General features: G+C 62.4%; 16 protein-coding genes. 12 read left to right on the top strand and 4 right to left on the bottom strand.

Features of this window, described 5'->3' with window-relative positions; genetic code table 11:
* Positions 1-2: 2 nt before the first annotated feature.
* The 10 genes from AC0VX3_RS15315 to AC0VX3_RS15360 all read left to right on the top strand — a co-directional run bounded on the left by AC0VX3_RS15315 (position 3) and on the right by AC0VX3_RS15360 (position 16440).
* A complete protein-coding gene (locus AC0VX3_RS15315) occupies positions 3-1541 on the top strand; it encodes a VWA domain-containing protein (protein WP_475521234.1) in 1539 nt (512 codons plus the stop codon).
* Positions 1538-2845 carry a hypothetical protein gene (locus AC0VX3_RS15320; RefSeq protein WP_475521235.1) on the top strand — a complete coding sequence of 436 codons (1308 nt, stop codon included), beginning with the start codon at positions 1538-1540 and terminating at the stop codon, positions 2843-2845. The genes AC0VX3_RS15315 and AC0VX3_RS15320 overlap by 4 nt, the downstream gene beginning before the upstream one ends.
* A 300-nt stretch (positions 2846-3145) precedes the next feature.
* The gene (locus AC0VX3_RS15325; RefSeq protein ID WP_475521236.1) at positions 3146-3859 is read left to right on the top strand and encodes a hypothetical protein; all 714 of its coding nucleotides are present in this window, start codon (positions 3146-3148) and stop codon (positions 3857-3859) included.
* Positions 3860-3954: 95 nt separating this feature from the next.
* A complete protein-coding gene (locus AC0VX3_RS15330) occupies positions 3955-4950 on the top strand; it encodes a DUF1702 family protein (protein WP_475521237.1) in 996 nt (331 codons plus the stop codon).
* The gene (locus AC0VX3_RS15335) at positions 4947-6794 is read left to right on the top strand and encodes a CRTAC1 family protein (RefSeq protein ID WP_475521238.1); all 1848 of its coding nucleotides are present in this window, start codon (positions 4947-4949) and stop codon (positions 6792-6794) included. The genes AC0VX3_RS15330 and AC0VX3_RS15335 overlap by 4 nt, the downstream gene beginning before the upstream one ends.
* Positions 6791-7732: an enediyne biosynthesis protein UnbU gene (locus AC0VX3_RS15340; RefSeq protein ID WP_342894764.1), complete on the top strand. Its 942-nt coding sequence runs from the start codon at positions 6791-6793 to the stop codon at positions 7730-7732. Before AC0VX3_RS15335 ends, AC0VX3_RS15340 begins: the two co-directional genes overlap by 4 nt.
* A 381-nt stretch (positions 7733-8113) precedes the next feature.
* Entirely contained in the window at positions 8114-8941 is an 828-nt protein-coding gene (locus AC0VX3_RS15345; RefSeq protein WP_348147614.1) for an AfsR/SARP family transcriptional regulator, read from the top strand.
* 372 nt (positions 8942-9313) lie between these two features.
* Positions 9314-15097, top strand: a complete 5784-nt coding sequence (locus AC0VX3_RS15350) for an SDR family NAD(P)-dependent oxidoreductase (protein WP_475521239.1) — start codon at positions 9314-9316, stop codon at positions 15095-15097.
* The gene (locus tag AC0VX3_RS15355) at positions 15084-15575 is read left to right on the top strand and encodes an acyl-CoA thioesterase (RefSeq protein WP_475521240.1); all 492 of its coding nucleotides are present in this window, start codon (positions 15084-15086) and stop codon (positions 15573-15575) included. The genes AC0VX3_RS15350 and AC0VX3_RS15355 overlap by 14 nt, the downstream gene beginning before the upstream one ends.
* A complete protein-coding gene (locus tag AC0VX3_RS15360) occupies positions 15565-16440 on the top strand; it encodes a helix-turn-helix domain-containing protein (protein ID WP_475521241.1) in 876 nt (291 codons plus the stop codon). The genes AC0VX3_RS15355 and AC0VX3_RS15360 overlap by 11 nt, the downstream gene beginning before the upstream one ends.
* On the opposite strand, the gene AC0VX3_RS15365 is transcribed toward AC0VX3_RS15360, so the two are convergent.
* The 4 genes from AC0VX3_RS15365 to AC0VX3_RS15380 form a co-directional block, all read right to left on the bottom strand.
* Positions 16410-17120: a DUF899 family protein gene (locus tag AC0VX3_RS15365; RefSeq protein WP_475521242.1), complete on the bottom strand. Its 711-nt coding sequence runs from the start codon at positions 17118-17120 to the stop codon at positions 16410-16412. The two genes, AC0VX3_RS15360 and AC0VX3_RS15365, sit on opposite strands and share 31 nt — an antisense overlap.
* Positions 17121-17142: 22 nt before the next feature.
* Positions 17143-18138: a homocysteine S-methyltransferase family protein gene (locus AC0VX3_RS15370; protein WP_342894770.1), complete on the bottom strand. Its 996-nt coding sequence runs from the start codon at positions 18136-18138 to the stop codon at positions 17143-17145.
* Between the two features lie 35 nt (positions 18139-18173).
* Positions 18174-18608, bottom strand: a complete 435-nt coding sequence (locus AC0VX3_RS15375) for an SRPBCC family protein (RefSeq protein WP_342894771.1) — start codon at positions 18606-18608, stop codon at positions 18174-18176.
* 223 nt (positions 18609-18831) lie between these two features.
* Positions 18832-19602, bottom strand: coding sequence for an SRPBCC domain-containing protein (locus AC0VX3_RS15380; protein WP_342894772.1), 771 nt, complete (start codon positions 19600-19602; stop codon positions 18832-18834).
* A 12-nt stretch (positions 19603-19614) separates the two neighbouring features.
* On the opposite strand from AC0VX3_RS15380, the gene AC0VX3_RS15385 reads away from it, so the two are divergent.
* Positions 19615-19797, top strand: a complete 183-nt coding sequence (locus tag AC0VX3_RS15385; RefSeq protein WP_475521243.1) for a hypothetical protein — start codon at positions 19615-19617, stop codon at positions 19795-19797.
* A gap of 107 nt (positions 19798-19904) precedes the next feature.
* Positions 19905-21668, top strand: a complete 1764-nt coding sequence (locus tag AC0VX3_RS15390) for an ABC transporter substrate-binding protein (protein ID WP_475521244.1) — start codon at positions 19905-19907, stop codon at positions 21666-21668.
* The last annotated feature ends 9 nt before the right edge of the window (positions 21669-21677 follow it).

Consider the following 21677-nt stretch of genomic DNA (forward strand, 5'->3'; position numbering starts at 1 on the left):
GCATGGATCTGTACCCGGCCGATTTCTCCGCGTTTCATTTCATCCGTCCCTGGTGGCTGATCGCCCTGCCGGCTACAGGGATCCTGTGGTGGATCATCAGAAGGTCCTTGACCGGTGGCCGGGAGATGCCGGTGACCATTGCGCCCCACCTGGCGCAGGCGCTGACGGTCGGCCGGCAGGGACGCGGCCGGATATTGCCCATTGACGGTGTCGCCCTGATACTTGGACTTCTGGTGCTCGCCACCGCCGGTCCGACGTGGTCTCGCGTTCCCGATCCGCTCGTCTCGGATACCGCGCCACTCGTCATCGCCCTGAAGGTCTCCGGTTCGATGCTGAACCCGGATGTTCCACCGAACAGGTTGGAACGGGCGAAACACAAGATACGTGATCTGCTCGAAAGGCGTGCCGGATCGAAATCGGCGCTCATCGCCTATTCCGGGTCGGCGCATCAGGTGGTGCCGCCCACCGAGGACCCTGACGTGTTGACACCGTTCCTGGAAGGCCTCGATCCTGGTGTCATGCCCCGGGACGGCAATTCCGCGCGCGATGCCCTGGAGATGGCCGACGAGATTCTTTCCGGTCAGACGACACCCGGTGCGATCCTGTTCCTTCTGGACGGGATTACCGACGCGGATCTGCCGGCGTTCAAGCGCCATGCAGATGCGCGCGGGGTCCCGGTGCTGTTCTGGTTTCTCGCGCGCGACAGCGCCGCCGCTGCGGCTCTTGAGGCGGTGCCGGGTACAAAGCTGATCGATGTGACCACCGACAGTGCCGACGTTGAACGTGTGTCGCAAAACCTGCAGGCGGCGTATCAGGCCGCCTTGTCAAGGGATGACCGCCTGGAGTGGCAGGATAAGGGCCGGATCTTTCTCTGGCCAGCCGCGTTGCTGATGCTGTTCTGGTTTCGCCGGGGATGGACCATGCGGTGGTCCGTACTTCTGGTCTCTGTCGGCCTTCTGGCACCGATGCAAAACGCCCATGCGGACGGCTGGAAGGACTGGTTTCTGACCCCCGACCAGCAGGGCCGGATTGCCTTCGAGAACAAGGACTATCAAATGGCGGCGGATCTTTTCGAAGATGCCGCCTGGAAAGCGCTGGCGCTGTACCGGCTGGGGAAATACGAAGAGGCCGCCGAGCTGTACGCCTGGCAGGACGGCGTTGACGCCGCCGTCGGGGAAGGTCTTTCGCTGATCAGGTCGCGGTCCTACCGTCCGGCGGTACAGGCGTTTGAAAAAGCGGTTGAACGGGATCCGAACGATCTGGCGGCGCGGCATAACCTTGAGCTGTCACGCTATATCCTGGACTATATCGAAACCACCCGGGAACAATCCGATACCGGCGAACAGGCGGGCATCGGAGCCGATGACGTTGTCTATGACAATGAGGCTGGCCGAGGGGCCGATAGTCAGCAAACGCCGCAGGAGGACACGCGTTCGGCCCTGCCGGAGACAGCCGAGCAATGGATGCGGACCGTCGACACAAGGACCGGCGAGTTCCTGAAATCCCGGTTCGCAATAGAGGCCGCGAGGGAGACAAGATGATCCGCAATCTGATCCTTTTTCTCGCCCTCATCGGGGCCCATCCGGTTTATGCGCAAGCCGTTCCTGAGCCGATTGTCCGGACGGCCCTGGAAAATGACACCGCGATACCGGGACAGCCTGTCATCTTCCGGGTCACCATTCTGGTGCCGACCTGGATGCCGACACCGCCGCTCTTTCCCGATTTCGAAATACCGAACGTGATCGTCCGCCTTCCCTCCAGGGCCACCACCGCCATCAGCGAGAGCATCAAGGGAGAAACCTGGTCAGGCGTCACACGCGCCTATCGGCTTTACCCGATGATACGCGGACCGTTCCGGATCCCGGCAGACACCATCAGGATTACCTACGCGGATCCGGTTACACGGCAGCCCATCGAAACGCAAATCGGCACTGATGCCTTTGAAATCAGGGGAGAATTGCCACCAGGCGGCGAAGCGCTCGTTCCATTTCTTGCTGCAAAATCACTTTCTTTGGTCAGGACAACGGAAGGAAGTCCCGAGGCGCTGAATGCAGGCGATGCCCTCATCCTGACAACGACCGTGACCGTCTCCGGGGTGTCGCCCCTGTTCGTGCCACCGCTTTCGTCAGCACCGGAATTCGATGGCCTGGCCTTTTACGAAAAGGCGCCGGTCCTCGATGAAACTGAAAACCGCGGCAATCTCACCGGAACACGAATCGAAGTCATGACCGTCGTGGCCGAAAACGCAGGCTCATATCAGATCCCCGCCATGTCGCTTTCCTGGTACGATCTGGAAAACGGTTCGGTCGAAACGGAGACGGTTGCCGCGATCGACCTGACGGTGGCAGGCGTTTCCCTTGCAGACGAACCCGGGACGGAGAACGCCAACGCCTGGGCCTCCATCGCCACCTGGCTCGCCGCTCTCGTTCTGGTGGCGGTTTCCGCAATCTGCGGTTACCGGGTCTTCGGGCACAAAATACGGGACCGGCTGGGCAATTTGGCGAGCCGGTTCAAGGCGACGGAACACTACAGTTATTTCAGATTTCGGCGGGCCTTGCGCGCGCAAGACTATTCGCCGGCGTTGCGCGCGGGTCTGGACTGGAAAGAAAAAGCCGGCTCTGGCCTGCCCGAAACAGACTGGACGGACTTTCGCAAGTCCGTTGTCGACCTGGGACAGGCGTTGTTCGACACGCGTCACCGGACCGGGGCGCGAGAGCGCACCCGCAGGTGGGCGGCCGTCGCCGGTGAAGCCGGATCGATCCGGCGCCGACTGCGCGCCAGTGCGAAACACACGTCCGCCGACGATCTGGCGCCCCTTAATCCCGGTCGCCATTTCTGCTCCTGATCCGACCCGCGGTCGCCGGCACGCCGGTTGGGTGGCGAACAATGCTGATCAGTCCTTGGCGTTAATTGATGTCCACAACGGCTCTCAGGTCATATCCCTTTCTCGGGTTTGCCTTTGTTGCAAAGCATTGGGGTGTCCTGTCGGAAAACGCCTATGTGTTGCCCGTCTCGTTGCTCCGGGTCACGCCTCGTATTGTCGGCCTTTTCAAGCAAAACGGGAGAAGTACGACCTTCCGGCGGTTCATAACGTTGGCATTGAAACTGTCAGGCCGCTTCCGACCTGTTTTATCGGAGTAAAAACTTGCAGGTATCGTTTTTCGATTTCGCATTGCTGATTGAAACACCTGCGATACGCGCGGATCTCGCCTTTTTTCGTCAGATCGGTTTTTTGAAAGACGCGGCAGAACCGGAAGGCATGACTGCTCTCAGCGACAGATCCCTCCGGATCTTGCTCCGCCACAGTACCCGCGCCCGAACCTCCCTGATCCTCTATTGCACCCATATCGACGGTATCGAGGCTGCTCAGCGGCGTTTCCGACACGATCTACACTATGTTGCACAGGACCGCCCGGTCCTGAACGCGAGGACGTTCCTGGACGATCCGGAAGGCGTGCGGACGTTTCTGGTCGAGCAACTGCGGCATGAACATCCCGTTTCGGGCCAGGCTCCGGGACTTGTCTGCGGAACCTTTTCGAACCTGCGCCTCGTAACCCGCCATGCGGAGGCAACCAGAGCCCACTACGGCACACTCGGTTTCCGGGAACGCAGCTACCGGCAGCAGCACGCAAAGGTGTGCCGTTGTCTCAACACCGACCTCCTGATGCTGTGCATTTGCGCAGCCGTCCCTGAAACGACGGTGTCTGCCGGTCGGCTGGCGATCACCTATGTGGACGAGTCGGTCACCACGATCATTGACCGTCTTCAAGGTCTCGGCGTTTCGGTTTCAACCGACGCCCTGTCGGGTGCGGCAAAGCTTCGCTCGCCCGGTGGTCAGGTCATCCTGCTCGGAAACTGATCGCGAGATCCATCAATCTCAAGGCATTTTCCACTCAGCGACGGTTTTATCCTCACCTGCGCTTGCCTGAAGTTTCAAGGGTCGGAGACGCGGGAATGGATACAGCACGGCAATTGACGCATGTGGCGGACACCGGATTGAATTTCAGCCGGTTTCTCCGGATAGAGGCCGGCGAGACGTCCCTGGAACGGCGAGGCTTCATCGCAAATTCGGCGGAAGCCAAGGACCGGCTCGAAGCGGTCGGCGCAGCCTTTCTGGCTGGATACCATGCCCTGATCGGACCAGACCCCTTCACCGCATACAGCCGTGTCCTGGCGGGCCGTCCACCGGACCTTCAGGGCTTTCTCGCCGAGGGGGCCGCGATGGGTGCGGCGCTTCGCGACACGCTTTCCTTTCAACCCTGGCGCCTGGCCCGGCTCCGTGAGGTTTCAGGACCGCGTTTTGACTATCTCATCCATGTCGGCACCGGTTGGGCCGTTGCCCGGCTGGGGTGGTTCCGGTCCCGGATCTGGAAAAACCTGGATCCTCTGTTGATCCCGCTTTCGGTCGACGGTTGGGGCTTTCACGACATCTATTTCTCCCGGCCGGGTGTTCTGACGGGCAAGCGGCCGCGGCTGCCGCACGGTCTGGATGCCGCTTATGATCAAGGCATCGGACGCGGGCTCTGGTTTGCCTCCGGCGGATCCACGGCCGCCGCATCCGCAACCATCGAAACGCAGGCCGCCGGGCATCGCCCTGACCTTGTTGCGGGCCTGTCCCTTGCGATGGCCTATTGCGGACCGGCGCAGGCAGCCGACTGGCGGTTTCTGGCGGAACGGTTTCCGAAATTGCGGGACCACATGGCCCAGGGCGTGGCGTTTGCGGCAAGCGCGCGCACCGATGACGGCTCCGGGTCGGCCGAAAACCTGATGATTGCGTCGGGCGAGACTTGCGGTGCCGGGACCGCCGCTCTGGCCCGGACGGTCACCGTTACCTGTCCGGATCGCGGAACGGACCGGTCACTGTCAGAAGGCTGGAAAGACTACCAGGTCTGGCGCGCAAGGCTGCGCAGCACGCTTTCAATTCCGCATGCGCAAACGGAGGATGAATGATGAAGGCCAAGCTTGCAGCTTTCACCATTCCGGCGGCCCTGCTTGTCATGGCGCATGTCGACGTGGACAGCCGGCACCAGACCACTTCGGAGTCCTCGATGGCGTTCGAGGCCTATCTTCTGCCGGACCCGCCCGGAAAAACCGAAGCCGAAGCCAGCCTGATCCGTGAAACCCATCCGGATTTCGAACGGATCGCGGGCTGGATCTCGGCGGTCGGTGCCGCGGTCGCCCTGTTCGATTATGACGGCGACGGCTTGTCGAACGATATCTGCCATGTCGACCCCCGCTTCGATACCGTCACAATCCTGCCCGCTCCCAACCGGAGTGGACGGTTCGCCCAGAAAGCCGTTCCGATCGAAAGCGGCGGTGCGATTGCGCCGATGGGGTGTCTGCCCGGGTATCTGGACGGTGACGGACAGGTTGACCTGATTGTCACCTATTGGGGGCGCCCGCCCACGCTTCACACCGCGGCCACAGACTACGCCCCCAAACCGCTGCAGCCCGCAACCGAGATCTGGCACACCAATGCGTCGATCACGACCGATGCGGACGGGGACGGACATCTCGACCTGCTTTTCGGCAACTATTTCCCTGGCGATTTCAACGTCCTTGGCAGCGGCGGCGACGCGCACATGCAGCATTCGATGTCCCGGGCCCGCAATGCCGGCCGGAACCGGCTGTTTCTCGGAGACGGTACCGGTGCGTTCGTCGATGCCAGCGATGCGCTCGATGCCGCCGTACCGGACGGCTGGACACTGGCGCTCGGTGCGGCGGACCTCGATGGAGACGGGCTGCCGGAGATCTACATTGCCAATGATTTCGGTCCCGACCAGCTTTTGCACAACCGCAGCACTCAGGGTCAACCGGTGTTCGCCGCGGTGGAAGGACGGCGGAGGCTCACGGATTCCCGGTCCAGAGTTCTCGGCCAGGACAGTTTCAAGGGCATGGGCGTCGACTTCATGGACATCGATGCCGATGGCCGGCTGGACATTTATGTCAGCAACATCGCCGAAAAATATGCGCTCATGGAAAGTCACCTGCTGTTTCGCCAGACCGCACAGGAGGGCGCCTGGACTTCGGGGCGTGCGCCGTTCGTGGAGGAAAGCAGCCGCTACGCCCTGGCGCGAAGTGCCTGGTCCTGGGATGCGCGTTTCGCCGATTTCGACAATGACGGGGACCTGGAGTTCGTGCAGGCAACCGGGTTCGTCGCCGGTCAGGTGGATCGCTGGCCGGAACTGCACGAACTGGCAATGGGCAATGACGAGTTGCTCGCCAATCCTGACGTTTGGCCCGAAATCAGACTGGGTGACGCCCTGTCCGGAGATGTTCAGGACGTGCTTTACGATCAGACGGGCGGCGCAGCCTATGCCCGTGTACGCCTGCCCGTCCTGGCCGAAACCTCGATCTCCCGGGGGATTGCGACCGGAGACATCGATGGAGACGGTGACGTGGACATGGTGATCGCGCGCCAGTGGCAGCCGTCGGTCCTGCTTGTGAACACAGCGGCTCCTGTGCCCTCCCTCACGCTGGATCTCAGACTGCCGGACGGCAAGGACATATCGCGGACCCGCCCGGCTATCGGCGCAATCGCAACTCTTGTCGGTCCGGACGAGCAGCTTCATTCGGAAGTGCTGCCGGGTGGTGAAGGCCATTCAGGCAAGGATGCGCCGGAAATACACTTCGGCCTGGGCGCCGCCACCGGCCCGGCGACGGTTAAACTCGCATGGCGCGACGGCACCGGGCATCACCGGAAAACCGTGACGCTGGAGCCCGGCAGACATCGCATCCTGCTGACCGACGGCTCTTTGCCGGGCGCCCCCTCCAGATCGGAGACAATCCAATGAAACCAGTATCAGCCAGACCGGATTTTTCTTCGCCCAGGATCAAGGGACTGACGCGCTTCGCGGTTGCGATTACGTCGTTGAACGTGATCGGCCATCTCTATCTCGGCTTCGAGCAATCCTGGATCACGCCGTTTGTCGCCCTTGCAACCGCTTACGCGACCGAACTCGTTCTGGAGACCCTGTCCGCGCGCAGCGCTGGCCGCGCTCCCAGATATTCCGGGAGCTGGCCGAACCTGGTGGTGTTCCTGTTGCCCGCGCATATCACGGGGCTTGCCATCGCGATGCTGCTGATGGCGCATGAACAGCTCCTCGTGATTGCCTTCGCAACGTCTCTGGCAATTTCTTCAAAACACCTGTTTGTGGTGCGCATCGGCCGGGCGGATCGCCATTTCCTGAATCCGTCCAATATCGGGATCACCGCGGCGCTTGTGCTTTTCCCGACGGTCGGCATTGCGCCGCCCTACCAGTTTACCGAAGCAACCTCCGGGTTCGTCGACTGGCTTCTGCCTGCCTTCGTGATCTGTACCGGGTCGCTGCTGAACCTGAAACTTACCGGACGCATGCCGCTGATCGGCTTCTGGCTCGGCGCCTTTGCCGTTCAGGCGGTCGTGCGCGCGACAATCCACGGCGATCCTCTCATCACGACACTGATGCCCATGACCGGGTTCGCTTTCATCCTGTTCACCTTCTACATGATCACCGACCCGGCGACCTCCCCTCGGGGCCTGTGGAGCCAGGCCGCATTCGGTTGTGCCGTCGCCGCTCTCTACGCGGTCTTCATGGAGCTGCACCTGGTGTTCGGCCTGTTCTATGCCCTGACCTGTGTCACGATCGCCCGCGGCCTTTGGTTCGCCATGCTCTCGCTCCACGCCCGCAACACACAGCGTTCACAGGTCCGGCAATTGGAACCGTCAGGCGGGTCATCCCAGGCCGTTTGACCGGGTAAAGCTGTCTGATCAGGGCTGGCAATCCAACCGGTGTGGCCTGTGCCAAGCTGACGGGAGGTCCGTCCCGCCGACGTATTCAAACCGTTCGAACCCGCTAACCCGTCCGGCACCAGGGCCCTGCAGGACAACACCAGATGGCATTTTTTTTCAAAACAGGTTGTAATTCGTACTATTTACAATTTTTCCTTGACACTCTTTCAATCTAACCGGACTATTTCGACAAGGAAAGTTGGGCGGGGAGCGAACCAGCTAAAGTATTTCGTACTGTCTGCGCACCAGTCTGCTCAAAACTTTTTAATCGTATACACCCTGCGATAAAACCAATCCGAGCACGCGCCGTTATTGTTCTATGTTCGAAGCGGAGCTTTACATATGATTCAGATAATTACGCTGGGTCGGTTTGGCGTTCTGGTAGACGGTGAAGCACGGCATTTCGGGCTTGGAGCTCAGGCAAGACTGATCCCTGTCATTCTGGCGTTGAACGCACCGGCGGCGCTACGCCGTGAACAATTGGTGGAGATGATTGCGCCCGACGCCTCTCCGAGTGCGGCACGCCAGATCCTCAACACCGCGCTCTGGCGCCTGCGCAAGGCGCTGGCAGTAAGCGACGGAGCATCGCTCAAGACGATACAGTCCAATGCGGACGAAGTGTGCTTTCATCCTTCCGCAACGATCAGTTTCGACGCCGCGGACGTAAACGCCTGCGTGTCCAACATCGTGGCGTCCGGCATTGCGCAGGGTGGTGAACTCAGTGACGAATTGTTTCAGCGTTTGCGGACGGCGTTCGAAGCTTACCAGGGCCCCTTTCTGGAGGGTTTCGACAATGAATGGATCTGGTTCGAACGTGAACGCACCAACAACGCCGTCTTGCACGGCGGCATGATACTCAGTTCGGCATTGGTGGCCCGTGGGCAGATCGACAGCGCGATCTCGGTCGTTCACAACCTGCTACGCGTCGACCCTCTCGACGAGGCGGTGCAGTGCCAATACATGTTGCTGATGGGGCTAGGCGGACGGCGGTCACGGGCAATCGAAAACTACGAACTGTTCAGCGAGAGCCTGTCCCGGGAATGCGGGATCAGACCGATGCAGAAGACCCGGCGTCTGCTCAATCAGCTCAAGAGCAATGAATTCTATGAAGACCTGCCGCAGCACCTGAAACAGGCGTCGGAAATCGCCCAACGCCACATGGTCGCCTGACCGCACCACTCTCCCGACACTTCCAGTTTCCTCGACGCCCCTTTTCAAATGGGGCTTTTTTTGTGTCTGCGCCAGCGAAACGCTCAAAGAGGAAAGGCCTGTTTCATACCGCGGATATGCACTGACAAGGACTGCACAAGACCAGTGCAAGTCCGGCACGACCGATCTGCAACGATTGCGTCAGTTCAAGGCCGGATCAATGCACGATTTCAACAAGACTGGCACAAGATCAAAACCAGTCTGATCGAATTTCTCCGCAACTTTGCCGGGGAACTTGTTCAATGGCAGGGCAACAGGGCAGCAATATCGACAGAACGGACTGGTCCTACACTCGATGCGAAGTGCCGGTGGGTACGAGTGGGAGACGCGTCGATGACAAGCCAGCAAACCTTCCCGACAGCGCCGGCGTTGCCTCTTGCCCGAGCCGACCGATCGGTGGCGATTGTCGGGATGGCCTGCGAATATCCGGACGCTCCGTCACCCGCCGCGCTGTGGGACCTCGTCACCACGGGGCGGCAGGCGTTCCGGCCGTTTCCTCCCGGGCGACTGGACATCAAATCTTATTCCGCGGCCAGCGTCGGCGAGGCGGACTCAATTCCCGACATCCGTTGTGCCCTGCTGGCTGACTATGCCTTCGACAGGGAAGCCTTCCGGGTTCCCGACGCGGCCTATGTTGCTTCTGATCCTGCTCACTGGCTGGCGCTTGACGTAGCGGCGCGGGCCTTGAGCGACGCGGGGTTTCCAGACGGGGACGGATTGGAGAAGTCCAGAACCGGCGTGATCGTGGCCAACACCCTGACCGGCGAGACGTCGCGGGCAAACGCGCTGCGATTGCGGGTCCCCTATGCGGCCGCGGCGCTGGAAAAGGCCATCGCATCGCAGAAGCTTTCCGCCGAGGTCGCCGGCGAGATCATGCGCGAATTCGTGGAGGCCTTCACCGAACCGCTGCCTGCCCCCAATGAAGAAACGCTGGCGGGGTCGATGGCCAATACGATCGCCGGGCGGATCGCGAACCACTTCGACCTCCTCGGCGGGGCTTTCACCGTCGACGGCGCATGCGCCTCGTCGCTGCTGGCGGTTCACGAGGCGATGCTGCATCTGCGCGCGGGACGCCTGGATACGGTTGTTGTCGGGGCGGTCGATCTGAGCATCGATCCTTTCGAACTGGTGGGGTTCAGCCGGATCGGCGCGCTTGCCCTGGACGAGATGCGGGTCTTCGACAGTCGCGCCGGAGGTTTCTGGCCCGGCGAAGGCGCCGGGTTCTGCGTGCTCACGACGGCGGCCGAAGCGGCGCGGCGCGGCCACAAGGTGCACGCCCGTCTTGCCGGCAGCGGCATCAGCACAGATGGCCGCGGCGGCCTGACCCGGCCGACTGTCGTGGGTCAGGCCGCTGCCATTTCCGCGGCCTGGCAGGATGCCGGGTTCGCCGTTTCCGAAGCCGGCTATTTCGAAGCGCACGGCACCGGAACGAAGGTGGGCGATCCGGTCGAGATCCGCGCCATTTCCGGGCTGGTTCAAGGCGGCAAGGCTCCAATCGGCATTGGCTCCATCAAGGCGAATATCGGACATACCAAGGCGGCTGCGGGTATGGCCGGGCTTATCAAGACGGTGAAGGCAATCGAGGCCGGGTTCGTGCCGCCCCAGGCCGGATGCGACACCCCGAACCCCGTCTTCGCCGAAACGGGAAACAAGGTCGTACCGCTTCGGCGCGGCGCGCCCTGGCCGGAGCGCAAAAAGCGCTGCGCGGGTGTCAGCGCATTCGGTTTTGGCGGGATCAACACACATCTTGTTCTGGAAGAGGGCGAACGGTCCGTTGCCGGGTCCCGTCCTGCAACACCCGGACTGCTCCACAGTTCACAGCTGTTTCTCGTTTCGGCGGGTTCGCCGCAGGATCTGCGCCAAAAGCTGTCAGAGATACGCGGGTCGACGCTCTGGATGTCGCGTGCGGAACTGGTGGATCTGGCCGCTTCACTCGCACGGGATCCCTCGCCCCGCGTGGTGCGCGCATGCGTGATCGCCAGGACCCCGGAAATCCTGGCGCAGCGCCTGGACCGTGCGATCGCTCACCTGGACACGGGCGGCTGTTTTTTGTTCACGCCGGATGAGGGTGTGGTTCTGGCGAGGGTGAAACATCCGCGCATCGGACTTCTGTTCCCCGGACAGGCCGCGCCTCTTCGCGACACGCTCGGCGCGTTCGCGGATCTCGGGCTGGAGGTCACAGACCCGGCCAGCCTTCACGATCCGAACCAGCACCAAACAGGCGCCGACACCGGCAGGGCCCAGCCGCTCATCATCAATGCGTGCCTTGCGGGTCTGAGCCTGCTGAGTCATGTCCGGATGAGAAACGCGACGGCAGCCCTGGGCCACAGCCTTGGCGAGATTGCGGCGCTGCACTGGGCGTCGGACTGGACCGAAAACCAGACCATGGGCCTTGCCCGGGAACGGGGCGCGATGATGCGCGATCTCGCCTGTCCGGGCGGTGCCATGCTGCGGGTAGCGTGCTGCCGGGAGGCGGCGGAAGAATTTATCCGGGACACGGACGCGCAGATTGCCTGCCTCAACGCTGTGGCGGAGACTGTGCTTGCGGGACCGGCGACGACGATTGACCGGATTGCGCGGCGGGCGCGGGATCAGGGTGTCGATGCCTTGCGTCTTTCCGTCTCGCACGCCTTTCACACGCGCGACATGGCACCGGCCGCGGCCGGTCTCGAGGCGGCCGTCAGGCACATGGACCTGCGTCCGCCACCAGCTGGCCGGATTGTCAGCAGTGTGACTGGCGACTGGGTTGACGGCAGAACCGATCTGGCAGGGCATCTCGCCGGGCAGCTTGAGGCGCCGGTCCGGTTTTCGGAGGCCCTGCAACGGCTCGCCGGCCGGTGCGATCTGTTGATCGAGGTGGGGTCCGGCACCGGCATGACCCGGCTGGCCCGCCAGGAAACCGACACCCCGGCGGTCGCAATGGATGCCTGTTCCGGCAACCTGGATGCGGCGCTCGGCGCCATCGGGGCGGCCTGGGCTGCGGGTGCGGAGGTCGATGCCGCGCGTCTTCTGCCGATGGCCACGGCGCGGCCGTTCGATGTTTCCAGGCCGCCGTCCTTCTTGTCCAACCCGTGCGGCGCAGTCCGCCCTTCCTCGCCTCAACTCGCACCGGTGCGGCCCGCGCAAGCCTTGCCCGAGGCCGGCAAACCGCCTGCCCGGCCCGTGGAGCCTTCGGTCGTCGCGGGCAAGGATGGAGCCCTGGGCGTTCTGTTCGATGCCGTTGCCAGTGCCACCGGGCTGCCGGTCGACTCGCTTCGGCCGGGAGACCGGTTTCTGGACGACCTGCACCTCAGTTCGATCGCCGTCGCCAAGGTGGTCAGCTCGGCCGGGCGCGCCCTGGGCCTGTCGGAGTTCGACGGCCGCATGGAATTCGCGGGACTGACGCTTGCCGAAACCGCTCGGGAGATCACCCGTGTCGCCGCCCTGTCCCCCGAAGACCGCCCTTCCGAACATCGGACCTCCAGCGGCGGGGACCCGGATGGCGTTGCCCCTTGGACCGCTTTTTACACCAGCCGCTGGCTTCCAGTCGACGAAGACGCACTCGCCCCCGGCGCACCTGTCTGGTCAAGTGAGGCGGATCCCGGTGAGGCGGTGATGCTCGAGGTGGAAGCCGATACGGACCCTGCCACACTTGCCCGCCGGCTCTGCGTCCTGATGGACAAGAAAATGCGCCACCTGGCGATATGCACGAATTCGGCAGTTCTGGGTGGGCTGCTGAAATCCTTCTGGCTCGAAAATGACCTGACCAGCCTTCGGATCTGGCAATCGTCGGACACCGGGAGTGCGCGGGAGCGTTTCCTGTCCCTTTCCCTGCCGGGATTCGGCACGTACCGCGCCGGCCGGAACGGCCTGGAACGACAGGTCTTCCTCAGAAGTTTTCCAGAGCCGGTGGCCCCTGCTTTGGGTTCGCAGGACGTGATACTTTTCACCGGAGGTGCCGGTGGCATCGGCGCGGAATGCGCTCAAAGGCTCGCCGGGACATTTGGCGCTTCCCTGATCCTGATGGGACGCAGCCCGGTCGACAGCGCGTCCGTCAAGGCCGTGCTCGACCGGATCGCCCGGACGGGCGCGCGTGTTCACTACGCCCGGGCGGACGTCACCGATGCCTCGGCTGTGGCCAGCGCCCTCGCCGAGGGCGAAGCGGTCCTGGGCCCGATCACCGGCATTGTTCATGCCGCCGGCGCAAACCACCCTGCCCGCTTCAAGGACCTCGGTCCGGCGGAGTTCAAGCAAGCCCATGCGGCCAAGGCCGGTGGCCTCGAGAACGTTCTGAAAGCAGTCAACCGGCGTCCATTGTCGCTGCTTGCCGGGTTCGGCTCGATCATTTCCGAAATCGGCCTGGCTGGCGAAGCTCACTACGCCTGGGCCAATGCGTGCCTTGGCGAACAAATCCGCGCCGCAAAGGAAGAACGCACCGCCCGTCATTGCGTGTGTTTTGGCTGGTCCGTCTGGGCCGGGGCCGGCATGGGACAGGATCTGGGCGTGATCGATACACTGGCCAGGAAAGGGGTTCGTGCTCTTCCGCTCGATGATGCGCTTGATGCCTTTGTCGAAATCCTGTCCGCGTCGCCACCGGAAGACCCGCTGGTTTTCGTGACCGGCCGTTTCGGCCAACCCGGCACCGTCTCGCTTGCCGAGCCGGACCTCGCCGCCCACCGTTTCCGTGACCACCGGAAGGTGTTTTACCCGGGCACGGAATTCATTTGCGAAACCGAGCTTACGGCGGGGCGTGATCCGGGGCTCGATGGCCACCGCTTCGACGGCATTCCCGTTCTGCCGGCCGTGCTGGGCATCGAGGCGATGGCCGCAGCGGCCGAAGCCGTCGGGACGACGACTCCACAACAAGGAACACTGGAGAACGTCGAGTTCCACAGTGCCGTGACAGTGCCGGAGCGCGGTTCACGGGTGTTGAGGATGGCAGCGCTGGCAACAACGCCGGAAGAGATCCGGCTGTCGCTGGGGTGCCCGGACCAGGACGGCAACGCAACGCCCAACATGACGGCAACGGCCGTGGCCTGCGAAGAACCGCCTTGCGCGCCGGAGCCGGCCGCAGACGGAGTGTCCCTGAAAGCCGGCCCTCTCTATGGACCTGTCTTCTTTCAATCGGGCCCCTTTGCCCGTCTGGACAGGATTGAAAGTCTTTCGGCCCGTGCGGTCCGCGCCTCCCTGACACAGCCCACGGACCGGATCTTCGGTGAATACGAACCACAGGGAACGCTCTTGCCGGACCGGACGGCGATGGATGCCGGGCTCCATGTCCTTTTGGCAACGATCCCGCAACGCCGGGTTCTGCCGGTCGCTGTGCAGCGGATTTTCTGGCGCAAGGGCGGCGCACCGGTCGAGGTTCGGGCGGTTGAACGCAAGGCGCCCGAGGGCAGATACCGGTTCGACGTTGCGTTGGTCGATGAGGCCGGAGATCCGTTGGAAATCTGGGAAGGAACGGATTTCGTGGCCCTGTCGGACTGCGATTTCGACCGCGTGCCCACCGCGCTCTTGCCGATTGCAATCGAACGGGAGGCCGGTGACGCGCTGCGCCGCTTCGACCTGCGCATTGGCCTGGCCGAGGCCGAAGGACGCGCTGACGCGCGCGATGAGGCACTTGCTCATGTGGTCGGCGGGCCTTTTGCAGCGCGGCTGATGCGGCGGGCCGACGGTAAGCCGGTGCTGCCGCCGGGGTTCGGCGCGGTCTCCGTCAGTCACAGCGCCAGGTCCTGCATCGCCGCATTCGTTGACCGCGACCGTGTCGGGATCGATGTGCAATCGGTCGAGGCACGGGACTGGTCGGCCGTGCTGGCCGGACCCGATCTTCGGTTCGCCGAACACCTTGCGGAGGCCGAAGAGGACCTGGATTTCAACACCACGGCAACCCGGATCTGGTGCTTGAGAGAAGCCCTCTTCAAGGCCGGCATTGCCGACAGGATCCAGATTGTTGCCGGTAAAGGGTCGAGCAGCTCCTGGTTCACCGCAACTGCCGGCCCGGCCCGCCTGGCTTCCGGGAACATTGGCAACGGGCTGGAATGCGCGGTGGCGATTGTCGCCGAAAAGGCTCGTCTTTTCACCTCACACCGGCCCGCCGGGCGCAAGGCAAAGGAACAACCCGTCCATGGCTTCAGTTGATCCCGCAGGCCATCTGAAACAGGCCTCAAAACCCAGTTTCACCTACCATCACACGGTGTCTTTCAAGGACACCAACGTGGTCGGCAACGTCTATTACACCAATCATCTGGAATGGCAGGGCCGATGCCGAGAACACTTTCTGCGCTCCCACGCGCCAGGTATTCTGGACGATTTGAGCAAGGATCTCCGAATTGTGACGCTGCGGTGCAGTTGCGACTATTTCGCCGAACTCCATGCCTTCGATGACGTTGAGGTCGTCATGTCACTCGACGCGCGTGACGGGCACCGCATTTCGCTGAGTTTCGAATATCTGCTCGAAGGCAGGCAGATCGCGCAGGGCCATCAGCAACTCGGGTTCATGCGCATCACACCGAGCGGTGCCCTCGAACCAACCGATCCACCACCGGAAATGATCGACGCACTGTCCCGTTTCAGCAACCAGGCGGGTCCTGCGCAGGGAGGTCAAAATGCTTGCTGATATCCATTCGAAACGGCTGGTCGCGGATACAGGTTCCATCAGCCAGATCATCACCGACCGCCGGCACGCCGCCGTGATCCGGGTGATCCGGTATCTTCGCAGCAACCTGAAAATGGAACTGAACCTGGAAACACTGGCCGAGATCGCGTGCTGCAGCCGTTGCCACCTGGTGCGCATCTTCGCCAACCAGACCGGTGTCACGCCCATGAACTATCTTTCCAGTCTGCGCATTCAGGCGGCAAAATCCGTCCTGCTGCAGACCGATGAGAAGGTCATCAACATCGCCTATGATGTCGGCTATTCCAGTCTCGGCAGTTTCGGGCGGCGGTTTGCCGAACTTGTCGGCCTTTCTCCGCGCGCCCTGCGCAAGGGGGCAAGGCTGTTCGACAGCCGCGAGTTCCGCGATATCCTTTCGACCTACGCGGAAATGTCGGCCGCCGCTCCCGTCCCGGACGCGCTTTCAGGAACGATCCGGAGTGACGATGGCATGCAACCGCCGGGCTTTGCCTTTATCGGCATATTCAAGGGCAACCAACCCAGCGGAATGCCGGTCTCCTGCACGATCGCAAGATATCCCGGAACTTTCCACCTGCCCCGGCCGAGACCCTGGCGCGGCGAGGACAAGCTCACCTTCCTGGCGGCCGGCATACCTTGCACCGGGGATCCGAAATCGATCCTGCTGTCCCGTAATCTGCTGCTTGCACGCAAGGCCTACACCGCCGATGCGCCCCTGCGGTCAAACGCGATCACGCTGCGGAAACAAAGTGAGAGCGAGCCGCCGGTCCTGCTTGCGCTGCCTTTGCTCCTGCAGGGCAGACCAGCCTCGCGGTCCTCTCAGTCGGCTTCGGTCATGGCGGCGGAATAGTCGAGCGACGGGTACCAGTCCGTGCCCCTGCCCTCGGGAACCAGATCCAGGACGTTCCACAACGGCCACATGGTATCGATGTGACGGTGGTTCTGCCCCTCGTCCGGCAGCAGGAACAGGAGTTCGGTCGAATAGGTGTGACGGATCCCGTCCTCGGTGCGGGTGAACACGCTCATGACCGGTCTCTGCACGTCCTGTGACTGCTCCGCGTTGTAGTCGCTGTTGAAGTCGTTCGACAGGGAGGACAGCAGCCGGATATGTGTCCAGCCGCGCGATTTTGCCAGATCGGACAACCGGTCATAGGGAACCTTGGCCACCAGCGCGATGTTGATCCGCCTTTCCAGATGCCGAACCGCCCCGTCAAGGCTGTCGATGAACGCGGTGCACATGGGACAAGGATGTCCGGCGGAAGGCGCATACATGAAATTGTAGATTACCAGACTGTCCCTGCCGGGGGCGAACAGGTCGGAAAAGCGGACGCTGCCGCCGCTTCCACCAGCCGGGCCCGCGTCGAACACGTAATCCTGTTTCAGGTTTCCGCCAGGGGGCAAGGCCCGCCGCATCTCGGCGACTTTTTCGATCTGGCGCCGCAGCGCCAGTTCGGCGTCGAGAAGCGCGTTGCGCGCTTCCCTGTATTCTATGCTTTCTCCGGGAAAACGAACGTCATGCCGTGTCGTCATCTTCTGATCACCTGGGCCGTTCCTACCAGCCCGGACGGGCCGGCTGGAGGTTCATGTCGGGAAAATAGCGGGCTGCCGGCGGTGTCCGGTCGAGCGCTCCTGCGATCGCAGCGATCTGAAACGGTTCGGCCCCGCAGCATACACCGACCATGCGGATGTCGATATCGACGCAGTTGCGGGCAAATTCCGACAATTCGTAGCGGTTGCACCGAAAGGGATCCAGCGCAACGGGGAACGGCCCGCCATTCGGCACCTGGCACGAACAGACCGGATCCTTGAACGAAAAGATCGTGGGATGGCTGGTCGTCGTCCGGTAGGCGACGGGCAACGCCGCAACATGGCAGGACACCGCCTCGCGGACCTGTCTGGCCAGCGGCCACATGGTTGCCGGGCCACGAAAGCAATTCAGGCCGATAACGTCCGCGCCTTCGCCTTCCAGCTGGCGGGCGGCCTCGGCCGGAGAGACATTGTCCTCCGTGAGACCGGTGGCCGGAATCGACAGATTGATGACCGCCGGCAGTCCGGCCGCCTTGATCGCGGCAAGGGCGATGCGGGCCTCGTGGAGATAATAGAAGGTTTCGCCTATGATATGGTCCACGCCGGCATCCACGGCCCAGCCGATCTGTTCGTCGAACTGGGCCCTGACCGCGCGCGCCGTTTCTTCCGATGCATCGTAATTCAGCCGGGTGTTGCAGATGTTTCCCGCAGCAATGGTGCCGGTCTCATCGGCAACACGGGTGGCCAGCTCGAGTGCTTTCCGGTTGAGCCGTTCCAGATCGTCTGCCCGTCCCAGTGCCGCCAGCTTGTCCCGGTCCGCGTAGAATGTCAGCGCGACGACGATGTCCGATCCGGCATGGACGAAGTCGCGATGCAGCCGCTCGACCACATCGGGATGATCCAGAACCGCCTCGGGCACGAAAGGGCCGGCGCTCAGATAACCGCGCGTTTCCAGAGCATACAGATATCCTTCGGCGCATATTACCGGGCCGGAGGCCAGCTTCTCCAGGAGTTGAGACATGAAGCAGTTCTCCTTTGAAAAGGTTCTGAGAGGGGTCAGCCGCCAAGCATGGTTTCCATCTGTTTCAGCACCCTGGGCCAGGCCTCCTGGTGCCGTTGAGACGTTTCGGTGTCCAGAAATCCCTGCTGGCGCAAGGTGACGCGCGTACCGGCTTCGATCGGTTCGAGCGAGATGGTCAGGACGGTCTCCGCCCCCCTGGTGCCGGCTTCGGTCACCCATGTCATCTCTATGTGCCGGCCCGGCACGAGATCGAGAATGCGGCCGTAGTGGGGATGTCGGCTGTTTTCGAATTCGGTCTCGAAATAAAACGGCGTCCCGGGTTCGGGACGCATGTTCAAGGTGCCCCTTGCGGCAAACCAGTCTTCCAGGCGCGGGCCGATGAAGGCGTCGTAAACGGCCTCCGGCGCGATTGCGACGTCCTGAACCACTTCCATTGCGTCTTGTCGCTCTGTCAGGTCGGGGCGTCTCATCTGACGTGTCCGGAATGTGAAGCGGCCCTGGGGCGCCGCCGTTGCTGTTTCATATCTGCAAACCATTTCAGGCTTCCAGCCAGATCTCCGGCCAGGTTTTTGGTCCGGCGTCCGGCCCGGCGCCTTGTTTTCAAACTATATCGCGCCGGTGCAACGATCGTACCGGCGCGATGGGTCAATTTCCCGTAAGTCCCTGACAGGACATGAGCTCTCACCGCCTCGGTCAGGACACGACCTGCTGGTAGGAACGGCGCAGGTCCTCGAACCGGTCCCAGGCCCAGCTCGCGCTTCTGTCGGCGCTTCGTGACATGGCCCGGATGCCGGGATTGCTCACGGCCATTTCAAGCTGGTCCATGAGGATGTCCCAGGTTGCGAGCACCATGTCCGGCGCGGGTGTCATCGACACCGGGTTCTTGCTGTCGCGGGCCGCCCGTGCGACCCCCTCGCCCAGCAGGCGGGGATTGAGCGGAACGTAATGGTTCATCTGGACCCTGGTGCCGCGTTCCGGCATCGCGGTCAGCACGTAGCGAATGGTGCTGGACGCGAGCGTCAGGTCGCCGCAAGTGCCGCCCCGAGCCGCGATTTCGTTGGGCATCGGCTGCGCGGGGTCTTCCAGTTGTCCGGTCACCCACATGTGCTCGAACACATTGGGCGGTTCCATTTGGGTCACCATCGCATAGGCGACGGCACCGCTGTTGGGAAAATGCAGCTCGAGCCGCCCCCCCAGATTGACGTCCCCCTTCGCGTCCGCGTACCAGTCGACCATGCGCTCGGGATCCGTGATCGTTTTCCAGACACTTTCGACATCGCTGTTGAACGTGCGGTCAAACTCGATCGCATAGCCTCCATACTGGCTTGGCTTGAGCGTCCCCGGCTTCGAACTTCCGACAGTGGAACCGCCCGGAGCGCCCGTACTCAGTCGCGCTTCGATGGAAGTCAGTCGTTCATCGAATGAGCGCAGGATTTCGATGACTTCGTCGTTGTCGCTAGGCATTTGGTGGCCTCGATGTTTGCGAAAATTACGCATTCGACTCTGGGCTACGACACGCGCGCGGTCTTCTCCTATCTTGCTGTAAATCTCAGCCTTCCAAAAAGCCGGCGCGGTGTTGATGCGTTCTTCGGCCAGGGCAATCCGCCCGTCTTCGGCAAAGGGCCGGTTCATCCTGGAACCAGTGTCCGCCACCTGTGATTGTGCGCCCCGCGCTCCCATCCGGACATTGAGCAAGACAGGAGAGGTCTGCGGCCGGAACAGTCCGCATAGTCGGGCTCTGGATATTTTCCCGGGTGGAGACCGACATGAACAAGGCATTGCGCGACATCGAATTCGGCGAGCAAGGCAACACGGCTCCCAAGACAGGCGGCGTCCTGGAACTGCTGGGCCCCGGCGGCCCGGACCACATCGATACGGCAAGCGCCTATTATGCGACTTCCGGACAGATCCTGAGAGCGCTGACCAGGCAATTGTTTGCCTATCCCGCCACCCATGACCTTTCCGACGCGGTCAAGGCCTTCACGCCCGCCGCCGATATCGCCGAAACCATCCCCACGGCGGAAAACGGCGGCATCAGCGCTGACGGGCGTGTGGTGACCATAAAGCTGCGGGAGGGCGTCCGGTGGGACACGACGCCGCCGCGCGAAGTGACCGCCGAAGATATTATCCGCGGGCTCAAGCGCCTGCCCAATCCGGTCAGCAGCGCCGGTGCGCTCCACTATTTCACCAGCACCATAGAAGGCTATGCGGATTACGCAGCCGCCTACGAGGCTGCCTTCGAGGGCCGGCCGGCGACGGCCGCTGGTCTGGCCGAATTCCAGAACAGTCACGAGATCGCAGGATTGGAAGCACTTGACGACAAGACACTGCGCGTGACGCTGGTGACACCGGCCAATGATATTCTCAATATCCTGGCGATGGGTTTCGCCTCGCCTGCACCGGTCGAATATGACGCCTATCTTCCGGACAGTCCCGATATGCGCGCCAACCACGTTTCGAACGGTCCCTACCGGTTCGCCAGCTCACCGGACGACCCCGAAGAGATCCGGCTGGAACGCAATCCGGCCTGGCTTCAGGACAGCGACCCGATCCGTCAGCAGAACCTGGACGGAATCCGGATCCGGATCAAAAGGGAAACGCCCGAAACACTGCGCGGCATGATCGATCGCAGCGAAGCCGACCTTGCCTGGTCGTTCACCGTCGTGTCCTGGGCCAAGCCCGAACCGGAGCGGATCGAGTTTCCAAGAAGCTATCCGGGTTTCGCCCTCAATCCCTATCTCGTGTTCAACATGCACAGTCAGAATGCCGGCGGCGCGATCGGAAACCTGAATGTCCGTCAGGCCATTGCCTATGCGGTCGACAAGGTCGCGATCAGCGACATCCTGTCGGTCATGCAGGGCGTCCCGAACAAGCCGCTGCATTCTGCAATTCCCCCCGGCAGCACAGGGCATCGCCCGTTCAATCCCTACCCGTCGGAAGGCGACCGCGGCGACCGCGAAAAGGCGCGCGAGCTGTTATCGGAGGCTGGTTACGGCGAAGGGATCGAATTGATCGCGGCGGTTCGCGACGTCAAGTTGCATCTGGACGTGATGGGGTCCGTGGCTCACGATCTCGAAGCGTGCGGAATCCGTCTCCGCTTCGAAAAATACAGCCAGGCCGATTACTACGGGTCGTTCCTGTCGACACCGGACAATGCCCGGTCGAGCCGCTGGGATATCGCGGAACCGGGATGGACCCCGGACTGGTTCGGCAACAACGGCCGGTCCATCGTCCAGCCCATGTTCCAGACAAACAACAAACCCGGCACCACCAATTACGGCGGGTATTCCAATCCGGACGTTGACCGGATGATTGCCGAAGCACTGCGCGAAAGCGACCTCGAAAAAGCAGAAGCGCTCTGGCACGAAATCGACATCGCACTGATGAAGGATTTGCCCATTGTGCCGATTCTGGCCTTTGCCGCAATGACGTCACGTTACCACAGCCCCCGCGTCCGCAACGCGGTGCACGTGCCGCAGATCGAGTTCTTCGACATCACCAATCTCTGGCTTGATCGACGCATGTCCTGATCCCCTGTG

The organism is Roseibium sp. QJM3NY_11, assembly GCF_056173175.1.